We start from the raw sequence: 17,129 nt of genomic DNA on the forward strand, positions 1-17,129 counted from the left end.
GTTCAGCCCGCGGCTACCGAGCGCCCGCGCCAGGCAAGCAGGCGGGATTCGATGCGGCTGGCGATCCAGTTCAGCGTGAAGCCGACCAGGCCGACCACGATCACGCCGAAGATCACCAGGTCCATCCAGAAGTTCTCGCGGCCGTCGGTCATGGTGTTGCCGATGCCCTTGCCGGATACCAGCAGGTACTCCGCGCCGAGCGTGGCCAGCCACGCATAGATCAGCCCCAGGTGGATGCCGGCGAAAATCGACGGGGCCGCCGACGGCAGCACCACGCGCCACAGCACCTGGGTGCGGCTGAATCGCAAGACGCGCGCAACCTCGAGCAGGTCGGCCGGTACGGCGCGGATGCCTTCGAAGGTGTTCAGCACCACCGGGAAGAATGCGGCCAGCGACAGGAACACCACCTTGGCGGCATCGCCCAGCCCGAACCAGACCGAGATCAGCGGGATCCATGCAAACAGCGAGATCTGCTTGACCGTGTGAAAGCTCGGGCCGACCAGGCGTTCGAACAGGCGCGACAGGCCCAGCGCCGTGCCGAACACCAGCCCGGCGCTGGTGCCGATGGCAAAGCCGGCCAGGTCACGCCACAGGCTGGCGGCCAATGCCGTGGCCAGCGCGCCGCTCTGCACCTGACGCACCGCGGTGTCCCAGACGCTGGAGACCGGCACCAGCAGCGGCGAAGTGGTCCAGCCAAAGCGCACGGCGGCCCACCACAGCGCGAGCAACGCGAGCGGCAGCACCCAGCCGCGCAGGGCGCGGGGCAGGCGGATACGGGGGCGGATTACAGAAGTGGTCATCGCGGCCTCGCCTCAGAAGCCCGGCTTGCGCCAGCGCAGCACCGCGCCTTCGGCCAGCGCCAGCGCCTTGTCCAGCGCAAAGCCCACCACCCCCACCACCACCACGGCGGCCAGCACCATGTCGAGCTGGAACAGCTGGCGCCCGTAGACGATCATGTAGCCCAGCCCCTCGGACGAGGCCAGCAGCTCCACCACCACCAGCGCCAGCCACGCGTGCGTCAGGCCGTAGCGCACGCCGTTCCACACCGGCGCGGCCGCGGCGGGCAGCACCACGCGCGACAGCGTCTGCCAGCGCGTGAGCTGCAGCACCCGCGCCACTTCCAGGTAGCGGGTCGGCACGCTGCCGATGCCCTTGTACGTGTTCAGCGCCACCGGCACGAAGGCGGCCTTGGCGATCAGGATCACCTTGAGCGCCTCGTCGATGCCGACCAGCAGCATCAGCAGCGGCAGCCAGCCCAGCACCGGCACCTGGCTGAAGGCCTTGAAGGTCGGGTAGACGTAGTCGCGCAAGGTCGGCGACAGGCCCATGGCCGCGCCCAGCGCCAGCCCACCGGCCAGGCCCACGGCAAAGCCGCCGGCCACGCGCAGCGCGCTGATCGCCAGGTTGGCCTGCAGCTCGCCGCTTTGCCACAGGTCGGCCAGCGTGCGTGCGACGTCTTCGGGGGCGGGCAGCACCTGCGGCGGAATCCAGGCATTGCGGGCAGCCACATACCAGACCAGCAGCAGCGCCAGCGGCACCGGCCAGGCCAGCAGCCAGCGTGTGGCATCCTGCCAGCGCAGTGGCTTGCGCGGAGCAGCCACGCGCGGCGCTGCGGCGGCGGGCAGTGAAAGCGAATCGGCGACGGACATGATGTCAGGCTCCCAGGATCTTGCCGTTGGGTTGGTAGACGGGCCAGTAGCTCTGCAGGCTCAGGTCGGTGAGCGCCGCCTTCAGGAAGCGCTGGTCGATCCACTGGTCCACGTCAAATCGCGCACGGCTCAGCTTGAAGCGATAGGCCTGCTCGACCGCATCCTTGTAGCGGCTGACCAGGAAGGGATCGAAATTCGGGTTCAGCCGCACCCGCAGCGGCTCGCCGTCAAAGTCTTCCTTCCAGTGGTCATAAGGCGTACCCGCACGCGCCCAGGTGCGCAGCACTTCTTCTCGATGGCTCTCGTCCGAGGCCCACCGCGCCGCCTCGACCGCGGCCTTCACCAGGTGCTGCGTGGCCTCCGGATAGCGCCCGGCGAATTCGTCGCTCACCAGTACGTGGCTTTGCCGTGTGTAGATCGGCGACTGGTTCTTGCTGGAGTACAGGATGCGCACCGCGCCCTTGTCGCGCAGGCGCAGGATGTCCATGGCGCCGATGGCGGCGTCGATGTCGCGCGTGGACAGCGCCGCCAGGTAGCCGGCCGTGTCCAGGTTCAGCAGACGCAGGTCCTTGTCGGAGAGCCCGTTCGCTTCCAGCAGGCGCAGCGCCGGCAGATGCATATTGGTGCCCTTGAACAGCGACACGCGCTTGCCGCGCAGGTCGCTGACCGTCTTCAGCGGCGAATCGGGTGGCACGCCCACGTAGATGTTGGCGCGCACGCCGGTGGCCAGCACCAGCCGCGTTTTCAGGCCGGCGGAGCGGGCCACGATGGACGGCAGGTCGCCCTGCAGCGCAAAGTCGAGCTGGCGGTTGGCCAGCGCCTCGTTGACGGCGGGGCCGGCGCCCTTGAAGAAGAACCACTCCACGCGCGTGCCGGTCGGTTTGAACGATTCCTCCAGCCAGCCGCGCGCATGGGCAATCGCCAGCGAACTGCCGGCAAAGCTGGGCGGGGTGCCGGTGGCGGGCTGGGCCACGCCGACGCGGATCACGTCGGGACGCGCGGCCGGGCTTGCGCTGAACGCGGACAGCGGCGACAGCGAAGCCGCCATGCCCAGCCCGGACCAGGCCACGCAGCGCAGCAGCTCGCGGCGGGTCAGCGTGGGTGCAGCGGTGGCATGGGGGCGCGGGGTCGTCATCGTGCAGACCTTCTTGAAGTGGAGGACGGCTCCACGATAAGCGGCGCTGCGCGCGGACCAGAACGAATGATTCCGACTTTGGTTATCGGCCCCGCGCATATGGCGCGCAGCGCGGCGTTGGCATATCGGCATGCAATCTTCTTCGTTGGCCGAGCGCCGGTGCTGTCCTACAGTCTGCGCATTTTGATCCCTGCCAGGCTGACCAAGCCCTCACGATGAGCAATGACCTGACTTCCGGCCGCCGGCGCTTCCTGCAGCGCGGGGCGGTGCTGGGCGCCGCCGCGGCTGGCGCCGCTACTGCGGCGCGCGCAGAACCCCTGACGGTTGCGCCGTGGACGCGCACGCCGGGCGAGCCCGTGCTGTGGCATCCGTATGGCCAGCCGTCCCCGTTCGAGAAAGACGTGGTGCGGCGCAGCCGCAGCGCGGCGCCGCTGCCCGGCGCCAACTCGTCGATGACGCCTTTGCAGGACCTGCGCGGCATCATCACGCCGACCGGGCTGGTGTTCGAGCGCCATCACGCCGGCATCCCGCTGATCGACCCGGCGCAGCACCGGCTGGCGGTGCATGGCCTGGTGGCGCGCCCGCGCATCTTCACCATGGACGACCTGGTGCGCCTGCCGTCGGTGTCGCGCATCCATTTCCTGGAGTGCTCGGGCAACACCGGGCGCGAGTGGAAGGCGCCCGGTGCGAAGTCCGTGCAGATCAGCCACGGCTTGTTGTCTTGTTGCGAATGGACCGGCGTGCCGTTGTCCGTGGTGCTGGACGAAGTCGGCGTGGCGCCGGAAGCTGTGTGGGTGCTAGCCGAGGGCGCCGATGGCGCAGCGATGACGCGCAGCGTGCCGCTGGCCAAGGCGCTGGAAGACGCACTGCTGGTCTATGCGCAGAACGGCGAGATGCTGCGCCCCGAGCATGGCTATCCGCTGCGGCTGTTCCTGCCGGGCTATGAGGGCAACATGTCCATCAAGTGGCTGCGGCGCCTGAAGCTGGGGCGCGCGCCGTTCATGTCGCGCGAAGAGACTTCGAAATACACGGATTCCCTGCCCGACGGCAGCGCGCGGCAGTTCACCTTCCTGATGGACGTGAAGTCCGTGATCACCTTCCCCGCGCCGGATCACAGATTGCGTGAGCGCGGCTTCTACGAGATCGCGGGCCTGGCGTGGTCGGGCCACGGGCGTATCCGCCGCGTCGAGGTGTCGGTCGACGGCGGCCGCAGCTGGCGCGAGGCGCAACTGCAGGAGCCGGTGCTGGACCGCGCTCTGGTGCGCTTCCGCCTGCCGTGGCGCTGGGATGGCGGGCCAGCTTCGCTGGAGAGCCGCGCCATCGACGAAGCCGGCAACGTCCAGCCCACGCCGGACCAGCTGGTGGCCGCGCGCGGCGTGGCTTCCACCTATCACTACAACGCGATCCAGCGCTGGCGCGTGGCCGCGGACGGGAGCATTGCCAATGCGCGCGCTTGAACGATTCAGCGGTGCCGTCGCCGTGCTGGCGCTGGCCTGCGCTGCGCAAACGGTCCTTGCGCAGACCTTCGGCAAAGGCCGCCCCGCCAGCGAGCGCGATCTTGCCGCGTGGAATATCGACGTGACCCCGGACGGCACTGGCCTGCCGCCAGGCAGCGGCACGGTCGCGCGGGGCCAGCAGGTCTATGCGCAGCACTGTGCCGCATGTCACGGCGTCAATGGCGAAGGCAAGCCGGCCGATGCGCTGGTGGGCGGGCAGGGCACGCTGAAGGACGCCGCCAGGGGCAAGGACCCCGTCAAGACCATCGGCAGCTTCTGGCCCTACGCGACCACGGTATTCGACTTCATCAACCGCGCCATGCCCTACAACGCGCCGCAGAGCCTGGCGCCGGACGAGGTCTATGCCGTCACCGCGTGGCTGCTGCACAGGAACGGCGTCCTGCCCGCAGATGCGGTGCTGGACGCGAGCACGCTGCCGCAGGTGAAGATGCCGAACCGCGATGGCTTTGTCGCCGACGCGCGCCCGGATACGGCCAACGTGCCGTGCCGCAGCGGTTGCCCCGGCAAGCCCTGATGGCCCGCAAATGTCGAGACATGGATATGCGATAAGCGGATAAGGGCCAGCGATATGATTCGTTGACCGGGCGATGGCCGGCTCTCTACAGTGCAAGCTTGTACGCGGCATCCCCGATGCCGCATCGGCTTCCCCCGTATGCCAGAGCTTGCCATGACGACCGCAACCGCCCACGCCAGTGTTTCGCGCCAGCAGAGCGCGCCGCTTTCCACCGCATTTTTCGCAGATGCGGGCAACTTCGAGATCCGTGCGCTGGACGCGCCGCTGGGCGCGGAAGTGATCGGGCTCGACTTGTCGCAGCCGCTGTCCGACGCGGATTTTGCCCGCATCCATCGCGCCCACCTCGACTACCACGTGGTGGTGTTCCGCGACCAGCAGATCACGCCCGCGCAGCAGATCGATTTCAGCCGCCGCTTCGGCCCGCTGCAGATCCACGTGCTGCACCAGTTCCAGCTGCCGGGCCATGCGGAAGTGCTGGTGGTGTCCAACGTGGTCGAGAACGGCAAGCCGATCGGGCTGGGCGATGCCGGCCACTTCTGGCATTCGGACCTGTCGTACAAGGAAAAGCCCAGCCTCGGTTCGTTGCTGCATGCGCGCGAGCTGCCCGCCGAGGGAGGCGATACGTTGTTCGCCAACATGCACCTGGCCTGGGACACGCTGCCGGCTGCGCTGCAGCGCGCCGTCGATGGCCTGCAGGCCGAGCACACCTACCTGGCGCGCTATGCCGAGCTGCAGCAACGCAGCCCGTGGCGGCCCAACCTGACGCCGGAGCAGATTGCGCAAGTCAGGCCGGTGCTGCAGCCGGTGGTGCGCACCCATCCGGAAACGGGGCGCAAGGCGCTCTTTGTCAGCGAGCATTTCACCACCCGCATCGTCGGCCTGCCCGAGAAGGAAAGCCGCGACCTGCTGGACCAGTTGTTCGCGCACAGCGTCAAGCCCGCCCACATCTACCGCCACCAGTGGCAGCCACATGACCTGGTGTTCTGGGACAACCGCTCGCTGCTGCATCTTGCCGCGGGCTGTCCGCCGGAACTGCGGCGCGTGATGTACCGCACCACCATCGAAGGTGACGTGCCGCGCTGAAGGCGGCAGCAGTATCGCAAGTCACCGTACGCGCTTGCACTGGCAAGCGCTCATCCACGTATTCCCCGGAGTTTCGATCATGTTCTCTCGTTTTTCCCGCAGGCTCGGCCTGCTGGCGCTGAGCGCCGGCCTGGCCATCACCGGCACCGCGCACGCCGAAGGCAAGCTGCGTATTGCCGAACAGTTCGGCGTGGTCTACCTGCTGCTCAACGTGGCGCGCGACCAGCAGTTGATCGAGAAACACGGCAAGCAGCAGGGCGTCGACATCAAGGTCGAATGGACTCAACTGTCGGGCGGGGCCGCGGTCAATGACGCGCTGCTGTCCGGTGCCATCGATATCGCCGGCGCCGGCGTGGGCCCGCTGCTGACGCTGTGGGACCGCACCCACGGCAAGCAGAACGTGCGCGGCGTGGCGTCGCTGGGCAACTTCCCGTACTACCTGGTCAGCAACAACCCCAAAGTGAAATCGATTGCCGATTTCACGGAGAAGGACCGCATCGCGCTGCCGGCGGTGGGCGTGTCGGTGCAGTCGCGCGTGCTGCAACTGGCTGCGGCCAGGCAATGGGGCGACAAGGAGTACAACCGCCTCGACAAGTGGACCGTGGCGGTGCCGCACCCGGATGCGGCCGCGGCGATCATTTCCGGCGGCACCGAGATCACCGGGCACTTCGGCAATCCGCCGTTCCAGGAGCAGGAACTGGCCGGCAATCCGAACGCGCGCATCGTGCTGAACTCGTATGACGTGCTGGGCGGCCCCAGCTCCTCCACGGTGCTGTACGCGACCGAGAAATTCCGCAACGATAATCCCAAGACCTATCGCGCTTTCGTCGATGCGCTGGCCGAGGCCGCGGCCTTTGCCACCGCCAATCCGGAAGCGGCCGCCGACATCTACCTACGCCAGAGCAAGGCCAAGACCGACCGCGCGCTGCTGCTGCGCGTGCTCAAGAACCCGCAGGTGCAGTTCCGCGTGGCGCCGCAGAACACCTTTGCGCTGGCCGCTTTCATGCACCGCGTGGGCGCGATCCGCAACCAGCCCAAGTCCTGGCAGGACTATTTCTTCCAGGACCCGGTCACCGCGCAGGGGAGCTGAGCATGGCCACCCACAACCTGCGCGTGGTGTCGGACCGCGCCACGCCCCTGCTGCAGTTGGATGGCGTGTCGCTGGAGTACTGCACGCCCGAGCGCATCGTGCGGGCCACCCATCGCGTCAGCTTCGACGTGCATGCCGGCGACCGCTTCGTGCTGCTGGGCCCGTCCGGCTGCGGCAAGTCCACGCTGCTGAAGGCGGTTGCCGGGTTCGTTCCGCCCAGCGAGGGCGAGATCCGGCTGGAAGGCCGGCGTGTGCTGCAGCCCGGCCCGGACCGCATCGTGGTGTTCCAGGAGTTCGACCAGCTGCCGCCGTGGAAAACGGTGGTGCAGAACGTGATGTTCCCGCTGCGGCAAGCGCGCAAGCTGTCGCGGGCAGAGGCGCGCGAGCTGGCGCTGGACAGCCTGCACAAGGTGGGGCTGGCCGATTTTGCCGATGCCTACCCACATACGCTGTCGGGCGGCATGAAGCAGCGCGTGGCGATCGCGCGCGCACTGGCGATGCGCCCCAAGGTGCTGCTGATGGACGAGCCCTTTGCCGCGCTGGACGCCCTCACGCGCCGGCGCATGCAGGAAGAGCTGCTGGCGCTGTGGGACGACGCAGCCTTCACCTTGCTGTTCGTCACGCATTCGATCGAAGAGGCGCTGGTGGTGGGCAGCCGCATCCTGCTGCTGTCGCCGCACCCGGGCCGCGTGCGCGCGGAACTCAACAGCCACCAGTTCAGCCTGGCCAGCCAGGGCGGCGCCGAATTCCAGGCCGCCGCGCAACGCATCCATACCTTGCTGTTCGACGAGCCCGCCGCCGAGGCCGCGCCGCGTGCGCGCAGCGCGGCGGGCCGCTGATCCGGGACATCGCATCATGACGCAACCGACACTGACACTGGCCGACACGCTTCGGCCCGAATACGAACGCGAGCCTGAACCCTTCACCGAAGCCCCGCTTGCGCGCGCGCTGCCGTGGCACCAGCGCCTGTGGCAACACGGCTGGCTGCGCAAGGCGGTGATCCTGCTGGCGCTGGGGCTGATCTGGGAGCTGGTGGCGCGCGTGCAGGACAACGACCTGCTGCTGCCGTCCTGCCTGGCCACGATGCGCGCCTTTGCCGAGGCGGTGGGCAGCGGCGAGCTGCCGGGCAAGGCGGCGATTTCGCTGTCGGTGCTGCTGCGCGGCTATGCGGCCGGCATCGTGCTGGCGTTCGTGCTGACCTCGCTGGCCGTGTCCACGCGCTTTGGGCGCGATGTGCTGGATACGCTCACCGCCATGTTCAACCCGCTGCCGGCGATAGCGCTATTGCCGCTGGCGCTGCTGTGGTTCGGGCTGGGCACCAGGAGCCTGGTCTTCGTGCTCGTCCATTCGGTGCTGTGGCCGCTGGCGCTGAACATGTACGCGGGCTTCCAGTCAGTTCCGCCGACGCTGCGCATGGCGGGCCGCAACTACGGCCTGCGCGGGCTGCGCTATGTCGCGCTGGTGCTGGTGCCGGCGGCGCTGCCGGCGATCCTGTCGGGCCTGAAGATCGGCTGGGCCTTTGCCTGGCGCACGCTGATCGCGGCCGAGCTGGTGTTCGGCGCGTCGTCGGGGCAGGGCGGGCTGGGCTGGTTCATCTTCCAGAACCGCAATGAGCTCTACACCGACCGCGTTTTTGCAGGGCTGGCCGCGGTGATCCTGATCGGGTTGCTGGTGGAGGGGCTGGTGTTCACCACGCTGGAACGGCTCACGGTGCGCCGCTGGGGCATGCAGCAGTAGCCGCCCGCTTGCCGTGTGCCGGCATGGGGCGTAGGCTACGCCTCCGGTACGCAACCGGAGCCCACCCATGACCGCCATCCACCAGGCCGCCGCACAGGGATTCGCCAGCCAGGCCGATACCTACGCGCGCGGACGTCCCGAGTATCCCACTGAAATCGACACCTGGCTGCGCGGCACGCTGGGCCTGCGCGCGGGCCGCACCGTGCTGGACCTGGGCGCGGGCACCGGCAAGTTCACGCGCCGGCTGGTGGAGACGGGGGCGACGGTGATCGCGGTCGAACCGGTGGCGCAGATGCGCGCGCAGCTGGCCACGGTGCTGCCGTCAGTGCAGGCGCTGGAAGGCAGTGCCGAGGCCATCCCGCTGCCCGATGCCAGCGTCGACGCCGTCGTCTGCGCGCAGGCCTTCCACTGGTTTGCCAATGCGCGGGCGATGGCGGAAATCGGCCGCGTGCTGCGCCCCGGCGGCCGGCTAGGGCTGGTATGGAACGTGCGCGATGAAAGCGTGGACTGGGTGGCGCAGCTGACGGCCATCATGACGCCGTATGAAGGCGACGCGCCGCGCTTCTACAAGGGCGACTGGAGGCGGGTCTTTCCCGCCGAGGGCTTCGGGCCGCTGGCGCTGCAGCGCCTGCCCTACACGCATGTAGGGGCGCCGCAGCAGGTGATCGTGGACCGGGTGATGTCGGTGAGCTTCATTGCCGCGCTGCCGGCGGCGGAGCAAGCCCGCGTGCGTGAACGGCTGCAGGCGGTTATCGACGGGCATCCCGCGCTGGCGGGCCGAGCCGAGGTTGCTTTCCCTTATCGCACCGAGGCCTATTGCTGCGAACGGCTGGCCTGACGCTACGTCGTCGCCTGCCGCACCCAGAATGCGGCGCCGTGGCGCGCAACGGCGCCGGGTTCGGGTTTCCGGGCCGTCGCGGGAAGCTGACGCGCCGGTTGTTTGGGTAAGCCATGCCTGGGCCGTGGCCGGGGCATGCTTGGCGCTTGACTGGAAGCACGGTGCCCGGCGAATCGAAAGTGGATCGATCGTAGCGGGACGCAGGCTGGCTGGAGGGTGCGGCTTTCCGAAATGACCCCGGGAAATTTCTGCAATGCGGGGTGGTGCGAGCCGGGCTCAGTGCATCGGCAAATGGCCGATAGCGGTCAGCGCCTGCACCACTTCGGGCGACAGGCGGCGTTCCCTGCATGGCACGCCCGCGGTCTCGAGCGTGGTCCACAGGTCTGCGTCGCCGGTGACGATACGCTGCCGCAGGTGGGCCAGGTATGTGTACTCCGCGGAGGTCAGCGGGCGCGGGGCGCTACGCAGGTCATCCAGGATGGCGCCAAGCGAGAGGGCGGGAACGGTCATACCAGGGTCGGGAAAAGCACGGCGGTGAGACATTGCAGCGAGGGTACGGAAAGCAGCGCAGGGATTGCGCAGAGGTCAGGCAACGCATGATTTTATCCACGCCGTGCAGCGGCTGCTTAATCAAAAGCAGGTAACTTTCCCTCTAATTCCACTTGCAAACTGGGGAGTGGCGAGTACGCGCACGCAATGTGGCGCATGCGGTAGCCGGGGGGCCGGCGAAGGCGCTTGGGCGACGGCCTGGGCGGCAGGAGGCACTGGCCACGTGTTGCAGAAAAACGCCAGCGCGCCGCCGCCCGGATCCATGAATGCGTGCAGCGTCGTTTGCGCGGCTCCGCCGCACGTGTGCTGCTTCCTTGACACGCAGCAGGGCGGATTGACAAGCCGGGATGCGTTCTATACGTTGGCGCATCGTTCCGTCATCCAGTCCAGCCAGGATCGCCGCCGTCCGCCATGCCACGCAAAGCCGCACAGGTTTCAGAAGCCGACAAGCACGCCGCCGCGGGCGGCGCCATCGCCGTGGACCGGGCGCTGTTCGTGCTGTCGGTGTTCCGCCTTGGCGATACCGCGCTGGGGCTGGCCGAGCTGGCGCAGCGCAGTGGCCTGTACAAGAGCACGCTGCTGCGCTTGCTGGCCTCGCTCGAGCACGCCGGGCTGGTGCGGCGCCAGCCGGACGGGCGCTATGGGCTGGGTCCCGAGGTGGCGCGGCTCAATGCCGTCTACGCGGCGTCGTTCTCATTGGAGGCGGTGGTGATGCCGGCGCTGCGCGAGCTGGTGCGCATCACGCGTGAAAGCGCGGCCTTCCATGTCGAGCAGGGCGAGCACCGACTGTGCCTGTACCGCGTCGATTCGCCGCAGCCGGTGCGCGACCATGTCCGCGCCGGCGAACTGCTGCCGCGCGACCGGGGCGCCGGCGCGCGCGTGCTGCGCGCCTTTGCGGGCGAGTCCGGCTCGCTCTACGAGCGCATCCGGCACGAGGGCGTGGCGGCTCTGGTGGGCGACCGCAGCCCCGATCTTGCCGGGGTGTCGGCGCCGGTGTTCGGTCCCGGCGATGTGCTGTGCGGCGCGCTGACGCTGACCTGCCCGGCCTCGCGCTACCGGGAAGACTTCCGCGTCGATGTGCTGCATGCGGCGCGTGTGCTGACCCAGGCGCTGGGCGGCTCCTTTCCGGACAGCATTGCGGACAAGGCCACCCCGGACTGAGCTGCGTGTGCAGCCGGCCCGACCCGGCTTGTCGGGGGTGCCACGGCCCGGCATGTGCGGGCTATCATGCGGCTGGCATTGAAAACAACGCACGTCACATGTTGTGAAAACAAGTGCGGGAGATGCCTGCTTCGCGCCCCTGTGGCCTGATGCCCGCTGCTCGATATTGACGGCGCGGCAGACGGCATCCTTGAGGAAATCCCCGTGCACCTGGACCAGCAGACCATTGCGGTGGTGATGATGGTGTTTTTCTGCAGCACGCTGATTATTGCGGCGGGGCTGGTGTTCGCGCTGCGCGCGAGCGAGGCGGGGCGGCTGTGGGCGTTCGGGCACGTGCTGGTGTCGGCCGCGGGCCTGGCGCTGGCCATCAGCGCTGCCAGCGGCACGGGCCATCTGGGCACGCTGGGTGCGTTGGCGTTCGTGGCTGGCTGGCTGCTGATCTACCGCGGCGTGCGGGTCTATTACGGGGTGCCGGCCCATCCCGCGGCGCTGGCCGCCGCGGGCGTGATCGTGCTTGGCCTGATCGCGGCCACCAGCGGCATGCCCGACGGGCAGCAGGTGGTGCTGCGCATTGTCTACGGCTTGCTGGCGCTGGTGTCGCTGGCCACCTTTGCCACGCTGGCGCGCGCCGGGCGCGGGCGCCGCAGCATCGGCGCGCCGCTGGTGCTGGTGGCCAGCCTGGTGCATCTGGCCACGCAGCTGGCCGGCTTCAGCCATGCCATGAACCTGCCCGTGGCGGGCGGTGCGGGCGCCGCGCCGCTGACGCTGTTCTTTGCCGGCCCGGCCGGCTCGGCCTGGCTGCTAGCGCCGCTGATCGCCACGCTGCTGGGCCTGTTCGGCTTCACCATGATGGCGATGGAGCAGATCATCGCGCACAACGAAAGCGGCGCGCGCGTGGATGCCCTGACCGGGCTGCTCAACCGCGGGGCGCTTGAGATGTCGGCACTGTCGCTGGTGGCGCGCTGGCAGCGCGACGGGCAGGCGCTGTCCTGCCTGGTGATCGACATCGATTATTTCAAGCAGGTCAACGATACCTTCGGCCACCACGCCGGCGACGCCGTGCTGCGCGAGGTTGCGCATGCGCTGGACAATTCGCGCCGCGCCTCGGACGTGGCCGGGCGCTATGGCGGCGAGGAGTTCTGCGTGTTGTGCCCGCATACCGACGAGCAGCAGGCCTCGGCGCTGGCCAACCGGATCCTGCGCAAGGTGCGCGCGATCGAACTGCCCGCCGGCCATGGCCATGCCAGCGTCAGCATTGGCATGGCGCAGCTGCGCGGCGGCCCGGGCAGCAAGGAAGCGCTGTGGCGCCTGTTGTTCGCCGATGCGGATCGCGCGCTCTACCACGCCAAGGAACATGGGCGCGACCGCTACGTGCTGGCCTCGTCCATGGTGGCGCCGGCGGCCGCGAGCGCATCGCCGGCGTCAATGCTGGCGCCTGAGCCCGACCTGGCCGGCTGACCCCGTTATGCCTGCCGGCCTGGCTCTGGCACATCGCGCTGCGGCGCACCGTCATAGGTCCACAGGAACTGGCGCGGCATCGGGCCCTTGTTGCGCCCGCCCTCGCAGGTCTGTTCCCAGGCATGCGCCAGGATGCCGACCGAGCGCGACAGGCAGAACAGCCCCCGCGCCAGCGGTGCGGCAAAGCCCAGTTCGGCATAGATCACCGCGGTGGCGCCATCGATATTCATTGGGATGGGTTTGCCGCGGCCGGCACCCAGCGCTGCCTCGACCGCGCGCGCGATCCCCGCGTAGCGCCCGCTGACCACGCCGTTGGCCGCGGCCTGGTCGACCAGCGCCAGCAGCCGCGGCGCACGCGGGTCGACCGGGTGGAAACGGTGGCCAAAGCCGGCAATGAACTTGCCGTGCAGGTCGCGGTAGTGCTGCAGCGCGGCGGCGACGGCGTCGTCCATGGCGCTGCTCGCATCCAGCCGCTGCGCCACGTCCTGGTAAAGCGCCACCGCCTGTTCACCGGCGCCGCCATGCACGTCGCCCAGCACGTTGACGGCGGAAGCCATGGCGTTGTTCAGCCCCACGCCGCAGGTGGCCGCCATGCGTGCGATGGCAATGCTGGGCGCCTGCGGGCCGTGGTCGACCGCGGCCATCAGCGCCGCGTCCAGCAGCTCGCCCTGCCCGGGGCCGGGCAGCTCGCCGCGCAGCATCAGCCAGATCATCTGCGCAAACGAGACCCGGCCGATCAGTTGTTCGATGGGGTAGCCGCGGTAGCGGATCTCGCCCGGGCGCATGTCGATGATGCCGGTGCGCCACCAGTCCTGCGACAGGCGCTGGCCCGGGTCCATGGCGTCATCCCGGGTGTGGCCGGGGTGGCTGCTGGTGTCGATGCCGCTCATATCGCGCGCTCCTCGCTCAGTTGGTCGATGTCCGCATTGCTGTAGCCCAGGCTGGCCAGCACCTGCCGCGTATGCTGGCCCAGCTCCGGCGGCGGCGTGTCCACGGCCGGGGCCTCGCGGTTGAGCTTGAAGCCGGTGCGCACCACGCGGATATCGCGGCCTACGCCGGGCGCATCGGCAAATTCGCCGATCATGCCGCGCTCGCGCACCTGCGGATGGGCCAGCGTCTGCGGCACGTCCAGCACCGGGCCGGCGGGCACGCCGGCCTCGGTCAGCAGCGGCCACCATTCGGTGGCCGGCTTCTTCGCCAGCTCTGCTTCCAGCGCCTGTGTCAGTTCCCCCCGGTTGGCCAGCCGTGCCTGGCGCTGCGCGAAGCGCGCATCGGCGGCCAGCTCGGGACGGCCCAGCACGCGGCACACGGCTTCAAACTGTTCCTGCTTGTTGGCGGCGATATTGAGCAGCCCGTGCGCGGTGCGGAACGTGCCCGAGGGGCTGGCGGTCATGTTCTCGTTGCCCATCGGCGCCGGCACCTTGCCGGCGATCAGGTGGTTGGACACCACCCAGCCCATGGTGGCCAGCGTGGCTTCCAGCATCGATACGTCGATGAAATAGCCTTCGGTGCGCTGGTGGTCCGCCAGCGCCGCCGACACCGCCAGCGCCGCGGTCAGCCCGCCGATGGTGTCCGAGACCGGATAGCCGACCCGCAACGGTGCGCTCTGCGCATCGCCGGTAATGCTCATCACGCCGGCCATGCCCTGGATGATCTGGTCATAGGCCGGCAGCCCGGCCAGCGGCCCGTCCTGGCCGAAACCGGAAATCGCGCAGTAGATCAGGCGCGGGTTGTCCTGCTTCAGGGTCTCGTAGCCCAGCCCGAGCCGGTCCATCACGCCGGGGCGGAAGTTCTCCACCAGCACGTCGGCGCTTTGCACCAGCTTGCGGAACACCTCCTTGCCGCGCGCGTGCTTCAGGTTCAGGGTGAGCGACTGCTTGCCGGGGTTCTGGGCCAGGAACGACACGCCCATCAGGCGCTGGTTCAGCTCGGCATCGGCGCCCAGCTGGCGCGCCAGGTCGCCGGTGCCGGGGGTTTCCACCTTGATGACTTCGGCGCCCAGGTGGGCAAGCTGGTGGCAGCAGAACGGCCCGGCCAGCACATTGGTGAGGTCGAGCACGCGGATATGGCGCAGGGGCTTTTGCATGGGGCTACGTCCGGCCGTACGTTCTTGACGTTCCGTAGAACAGAACAATGGTCTTTAATAAAGAACAGACGCAGCATAGGAGGCGCATGCTGGCGTGTCAAGGCACGCGCCAGCCCCTGCCGGGGCCGGACTTGCTGGAACGGAATTACAGGAACGTGAACACTTCTTCCCGCGACAGCCGCGACTTCGGCAGCGCGGCATTGAAGTCCTGCGCGCTGCGGTAGCCCAGGCTGACCAGCGCCACGCTGGTCAGTCCGCGCTCGCGCAGGCCCAGTTCGAGGTCGAGCGGGCCGGTATCGATGCCTTCCATCGGCGTGGCGTCCACGCCCAGCGCGGCCGCGGCCATCAGCAGGCCGCCCAGCGCCAGGTAGACCTGGTGTGTCATCCAGTGCTGCAGGTCGTAGCGGTGCAGGTCGACAAAGCCGCGGCGGATCTTGTCCATGCCGGCGCGGGCAGCGTCATCGGCAAAACGCCCGTCGCGCTGCTCGGCCGCCAGGATGCCGGCCAGGTGGGCGGCATCCATTTCCGTGCGCACGCACAGCGCGATCACATGCGAGGCGTCCTGGATCTTCTGCGTGTTGTAGGGATGGCGGTCGACGGTGGCGCGCGTCATCCGTGCCCGGCCTTCGGGCGTGGCGGAAACCACGAAGTGCCACGGCTGGGAATTGACCGAGGACGGGCTCTTGTGCAGCACGGCGAGCAGCTGGTCCACGGTGGCCTGGGGCAGGGTGCGGCCTGCCTCGAAGGCTTTGGTGGCATACCGGGTATCGACGATGTCGGAGAGATTCATGACCAGGCTCCAGTTGGAAAGTGGGTGATGCAGGGAGCACCACGCCGAGGTCACCATGGTCCCAGTTGCCATGTCATTGAAAAAGAGGCATTTGATTAGTACTGCCTTCAATGCATGTTTGAAAATAGCTTCCCGACAACATCGTCTGCCCCTCGGGCCTCCACGGTCAGCGCGACTGCCCTACAATGACGCCCCCGCCCGCGCCGGCCTTGCGCCGCGCGGGCTACTTTGTCTTGCAGGGAACGGAATCGATGATGTCAAACGCATGCGGCCTGGACTTCGGCACGTCCAATTCAACGGTCGGCTGGAGCCATCCGGAGCGGCCGGCGGCGCTGCTGCCGCTGGAGGACGGCAAGGTGACGCTGCCCTCGGTGATCTTCTTCCATGCGGAGGATCCGCTGGTCAGCTATGGCCGCGCCGCGCTGGGTGATTACCTGGCTGGCTATGAAGGCCGGCTGATGCGTTCGCTCAAGAGCCTGCTGGGCACCTCGATGATGGACGACAGCACCGAGGTGATGGGCCAGGCGATGCCGTTCCGCAAGCTGCTGGCGCACTTCATCCGCGAGCTGAAGACGCGTGCCGAGCAGGCTGCCGGCACGGAGTTTTCGCGCGCCGTGCTGGGCCGCCCGGTATTCTTCATCGACGAGAACCCGGCCGCCGACCAGCTCGCCGAAGACACCCTGGCCGAGATCGCGCGCGACGCGGGCTTCGGCGAGATCGCGTTCCAGTACGAGCCGATCGCCGCGGCCTTCGACTACGAGGCCCGGATCACGCGTGAGGAACTGGTGCTAGTGGCCGACATCGGCGGCGGTACCTCGGACTTCTCGCTGGTGCGGCTGTCGCCCGAGCGCGCCGCGCGCAGCGACCGGCGCGACGACATCCTGGCCAATGGCGGCGTGCATATCGGCGGCACCGACTTCGACCGTGCGCTCAGCCTGGCGCGCGCAATGCCGCTGCTGGGCCTGGGCAGCGCGCTGCGCAACGGCAAGGCGATGCCGTCCAGCCAGTATTTCGACCTGGCCAGCTGGCACACCATCAACCTGGTCTATACGCGCAAGGCGTGGTCGCTGGTGATGGACAACTACCGCGACGCGGCGGATACGGTCAAGCTCGACCGCCTGGTGCGGCTGATCCGCGAGCGTGCCGGGCACTGGCTGGCCATCCAGATGGAAGCCGCCAAGATCGCCTTGTCCGATGACGGCAGCACCGACGTGGACCTGCACCGGCTGGAGCAGGGGCTGACGCTGACCATCACGCGCGACGAGTTCGATGCGTCGATCGACAAGCTGGTGGTGAAGACCGAGCAGACTGTGCAGAAGCTGCTGGTGGACGCCGGCGTGGATGGCGCCGCGGTAGATACCATCTTCTTCACCGGCGGCTCCAGCAGCGTGCCGCTGCTACGGCAGCGGCTGGCGGCGCTGTTGCCGGAAGCGCGTTGCGTGGAAGGGGACCGGTTTGGCAGCATCGGCAGCGGGCTGGCGCTGGATGCTGTGCGGAAGTTTGGCGGCTGACGCCGTCAGGG

General features: G+C 68.6%; 17 protein-coding genes. 10 read left to right on the plus strand and 7 right to left on the minus strand.

Features of this window, described 5'->3' with window-relative positions; translation table 11 throughout:
- Window positions 1-2: 2 nt before the first annotated feature.
- Genes AC1Q7H_RS08860 through AC1Q7H_RS08870 form a run of 3 tightly spaced genes read right to left on the minus strand, consistent with a single transcriptional unit; the run spans window position 3 to window position 2,784 of the window.
- A complete protein-coding gene (locus AC1Q7H_RS08860; RefSeq protein WP_492381123.1) occupies window positions 3-800 on the minus strand; it encodes an ABC transporter permease in 798 nt (265 codons plus the stop codon).
- Window positions 801-812: 12 nt separating this feature from the next.
- The gene (locus AC1Q7H_RS08865; RefSeq protein ID WP_013953825.1) at window positions 813-1,649 is read right to left on the minus strand and encodes an ABC transporter permease; all 837 of its coding nucleotides are present in this window, start codon (window positions 1,647-1,649) and stop codon (window positions 813-815) included.
- Between the two features lie 4 nt (window positions 1,650-1,653).
- Window positions 1,654-2,784 carry an ABC transporter substrate-binding protein gene (locus AC1Q7H_RS08870; protein WP_013953824.1) on the minus strand — a complete coding sequence of 377 codons (1,131 nt, stop codon included), beginning with the start codon at window positions 2,782-2,784 and terminating at the stop codon, window positions 1,654-1,656.
- Window positions 2,785-2,999: 215 nt separating this feature from the next.
- On the opposite strand from AC1Q7H_RS08870, the gene soxC reads away from it, so the two are divergent.
- From soxC to AC1Q7H_RS08905, 7 genes are all read left to right on the plus strand, one after another.
- A complete protein-coding gene (gene soxC, locus AC1Q7H_RS08875; RefSeq protein ID WP_153953286.1) occupies window positions 3,000-4,241 on the plus strand; it encodes a sulfite dehydrogenase in 1,242 nt (413 codons plus the stop codon).
- Entirely contained in the window at window positions 4,228-4,815 is a 588-nt protein-coding gene (locus AC1Q7H_RS08880) for a c-type cytochrome (RefSeq protein ID WP_492381124.1), read from the plus strand. Before soxC ends, AC1Q7H_RS08880 begins: the two co-directional genes overlap by 14 nt.
- A gap of 153 nt (window positions 4,816-4,968) precedes the next feature.
- Complete coding sequence (locus AC1Q7H_RS08885; protein WP_041228944.1) at window positions 4,969-5,898, plus strand: TauD/TfdA dioxygenase family protein; 930 nt, start codon at window positions 4,969-4,971, stop codon at window positions 5,896-5,898.
- A gap of 79 nt (window positions 5,899-5,977) precedes the next feature.
- The gene (locus AC1Q7H_RS08890; protein ID WP_492381125.1) at window positions 5,978-6,988 is read left to right on the plus strand and encodes an ABC transporter substrate-binding protein; all 1,011 of its coding nucleotides are present in this window, start codon (window positions 5,978-5,980) and stop codon (window positions 6,986-6,988) included.
- A 2-nt stretch (window positions 6,989-6,990) separates the two neighbouring features.
- A complete protein-coding gene (locus AC1Q7H_RS08895; protein ID WP_492381126.1) occupies window positions 6,991-7,827 on the plus strand; it encodes an ABC transporter ATP-binding protein in 837 nt (278 codons plus the stop codon).
- A gap of 16 nt (window positions 7,828-7,843) precedes the next feature.
- A complete protein-coding gene (locus AC1Q7H_RS08900) occupies window positions 7,844-8,725 on the plus strand; it encodes an ABC transporter permease (protein ID WP_013953818.1) in 882 nt (293 codons plus the stop codon).
- 67 nt (window positions 8,726-8,792) lie between these two features.
- On the plus strand, window positions 8,793-9,563 hold the full coding sequence (locus tag AC1Q7H_RS08905; protein ID WP_013953817.1) for a class I SAM-dependent methyltransferase: 771 nt from the start codon (window positions 8,793-8,795) through the stop codon (window positions 9,561-9,563).
- Between the two features lie 276 nt (window positions 9,564-9,839).
- Here AC1Q7H_RS08905 and AC1Q7H_RS08910 read toward each other — a convergent pair whose 3' ends face one another.
- A complete protein-coding gene (locus AC1Q7H_RS08910) occupies window positions 9,840-10,073 on the minus strand; it encodes a hypothetical protein (protein ID WP_010810922.1) in 234 nt (77 codons plus the stop codon).
- Window positions 10,074-10,523: 450 nt separating this feature from the next.
- Here AC1Q7H_RS08910 and AC1Q7H_RS08915 point away from each other — a divergent pair, with 450 nt between their 5' ends.
- Window positions 10,524-11,273, plus strand: a complete 750-nt coding sequence (locus tag AC1Q7H_RS08915) for an IclR family transcriptional regulator (protein ID WP_013953816.1) — start codon at window positions 10,524-10,526, stop codon at window positions 11,271-11,273.
- 204 nt (window positions 11,274-11,477) lie between these two features.
- Window positions 11,478-12,731, plus strand: coding sequence for a GGDEF domain-containing protein (locus AC1Q7H_RS08920; RefSeq protein WP_249679014.1), 1,254 nt, complete (start codon window positions 11,478-11,480; stop codon window positions 12,729-12,731).
- Between the two features lie 5 nt (window positions 12,732-12,736).
- Here AC1Q7H_RS08920 and AC1Q7H_RS08925 read toward each other — a convergent pair whose 3' ends face one another.
- The 3 genes from AC1Q7H_RS08925 to nfsB all read right to left on the minus strand — a co-directional run bounded on the left by AC1Q7H_RS08925 (window position 12,737) and on the right by nfsB (window position 15,607).
- Window positions 12,737-13,621, minus strand: coding sequence for a citryl-CoA lyase (locus tag AC1Q7H_RS08925; RefSeq protein WP_013953814.1), 885 nt, complete (start codon window positions 13,619-13,621; stop codon window positions 12,737-12,739).
- Complete coding sequence (locus AC1Q7H_RS08930; RefSeq protein WP_013953813.1) at window positions 13,618-14,817, minus strand: CaiB/BaiF CoA transferase family protein; 1,200 nt, start codon at window positions 14,815-14,817, stop codon at window positions 13,618-13,620. Before AC1Q7H_RS08930 ends, AC1Q7H_RS08925 begins: the two co-directional genes overlap by 4 nt.
- 145 nt (window positions 14,818-14,962) lie before the next feature.
- A complete protein-coding gene (gene nfsB / locus AC1Q7H_RS08935; protein WP_492381127.1) occupies window positions 14,963-15,607 on the minus strand; it encodes an oxygen-insensitive NAD(P)H nitroreductase in 645 nt (214 codons plus the stop codon).
- A gap of 251 nt (window positions 15,608-15,858) precedes the next feature.
- Between nfsB and AC1Q7H_RS08940 the strand changes: the two genes are divergently transcribed.
- Entirely contained in the window at window positions 15,859-17,118 is a 1,260-nt protein-coding gene (locus AC1Q7H_RS08940; protein ID WP_013953811.1) for an Hsp70 family protein, read from the plus strand.
- Window positions 17,119-17,129 lie beyond the last annotated feature (11 nt).

It is taken from the genome of Cupriavidus sp. GW823-FHT06D04, from assembly GCF_058795055.1.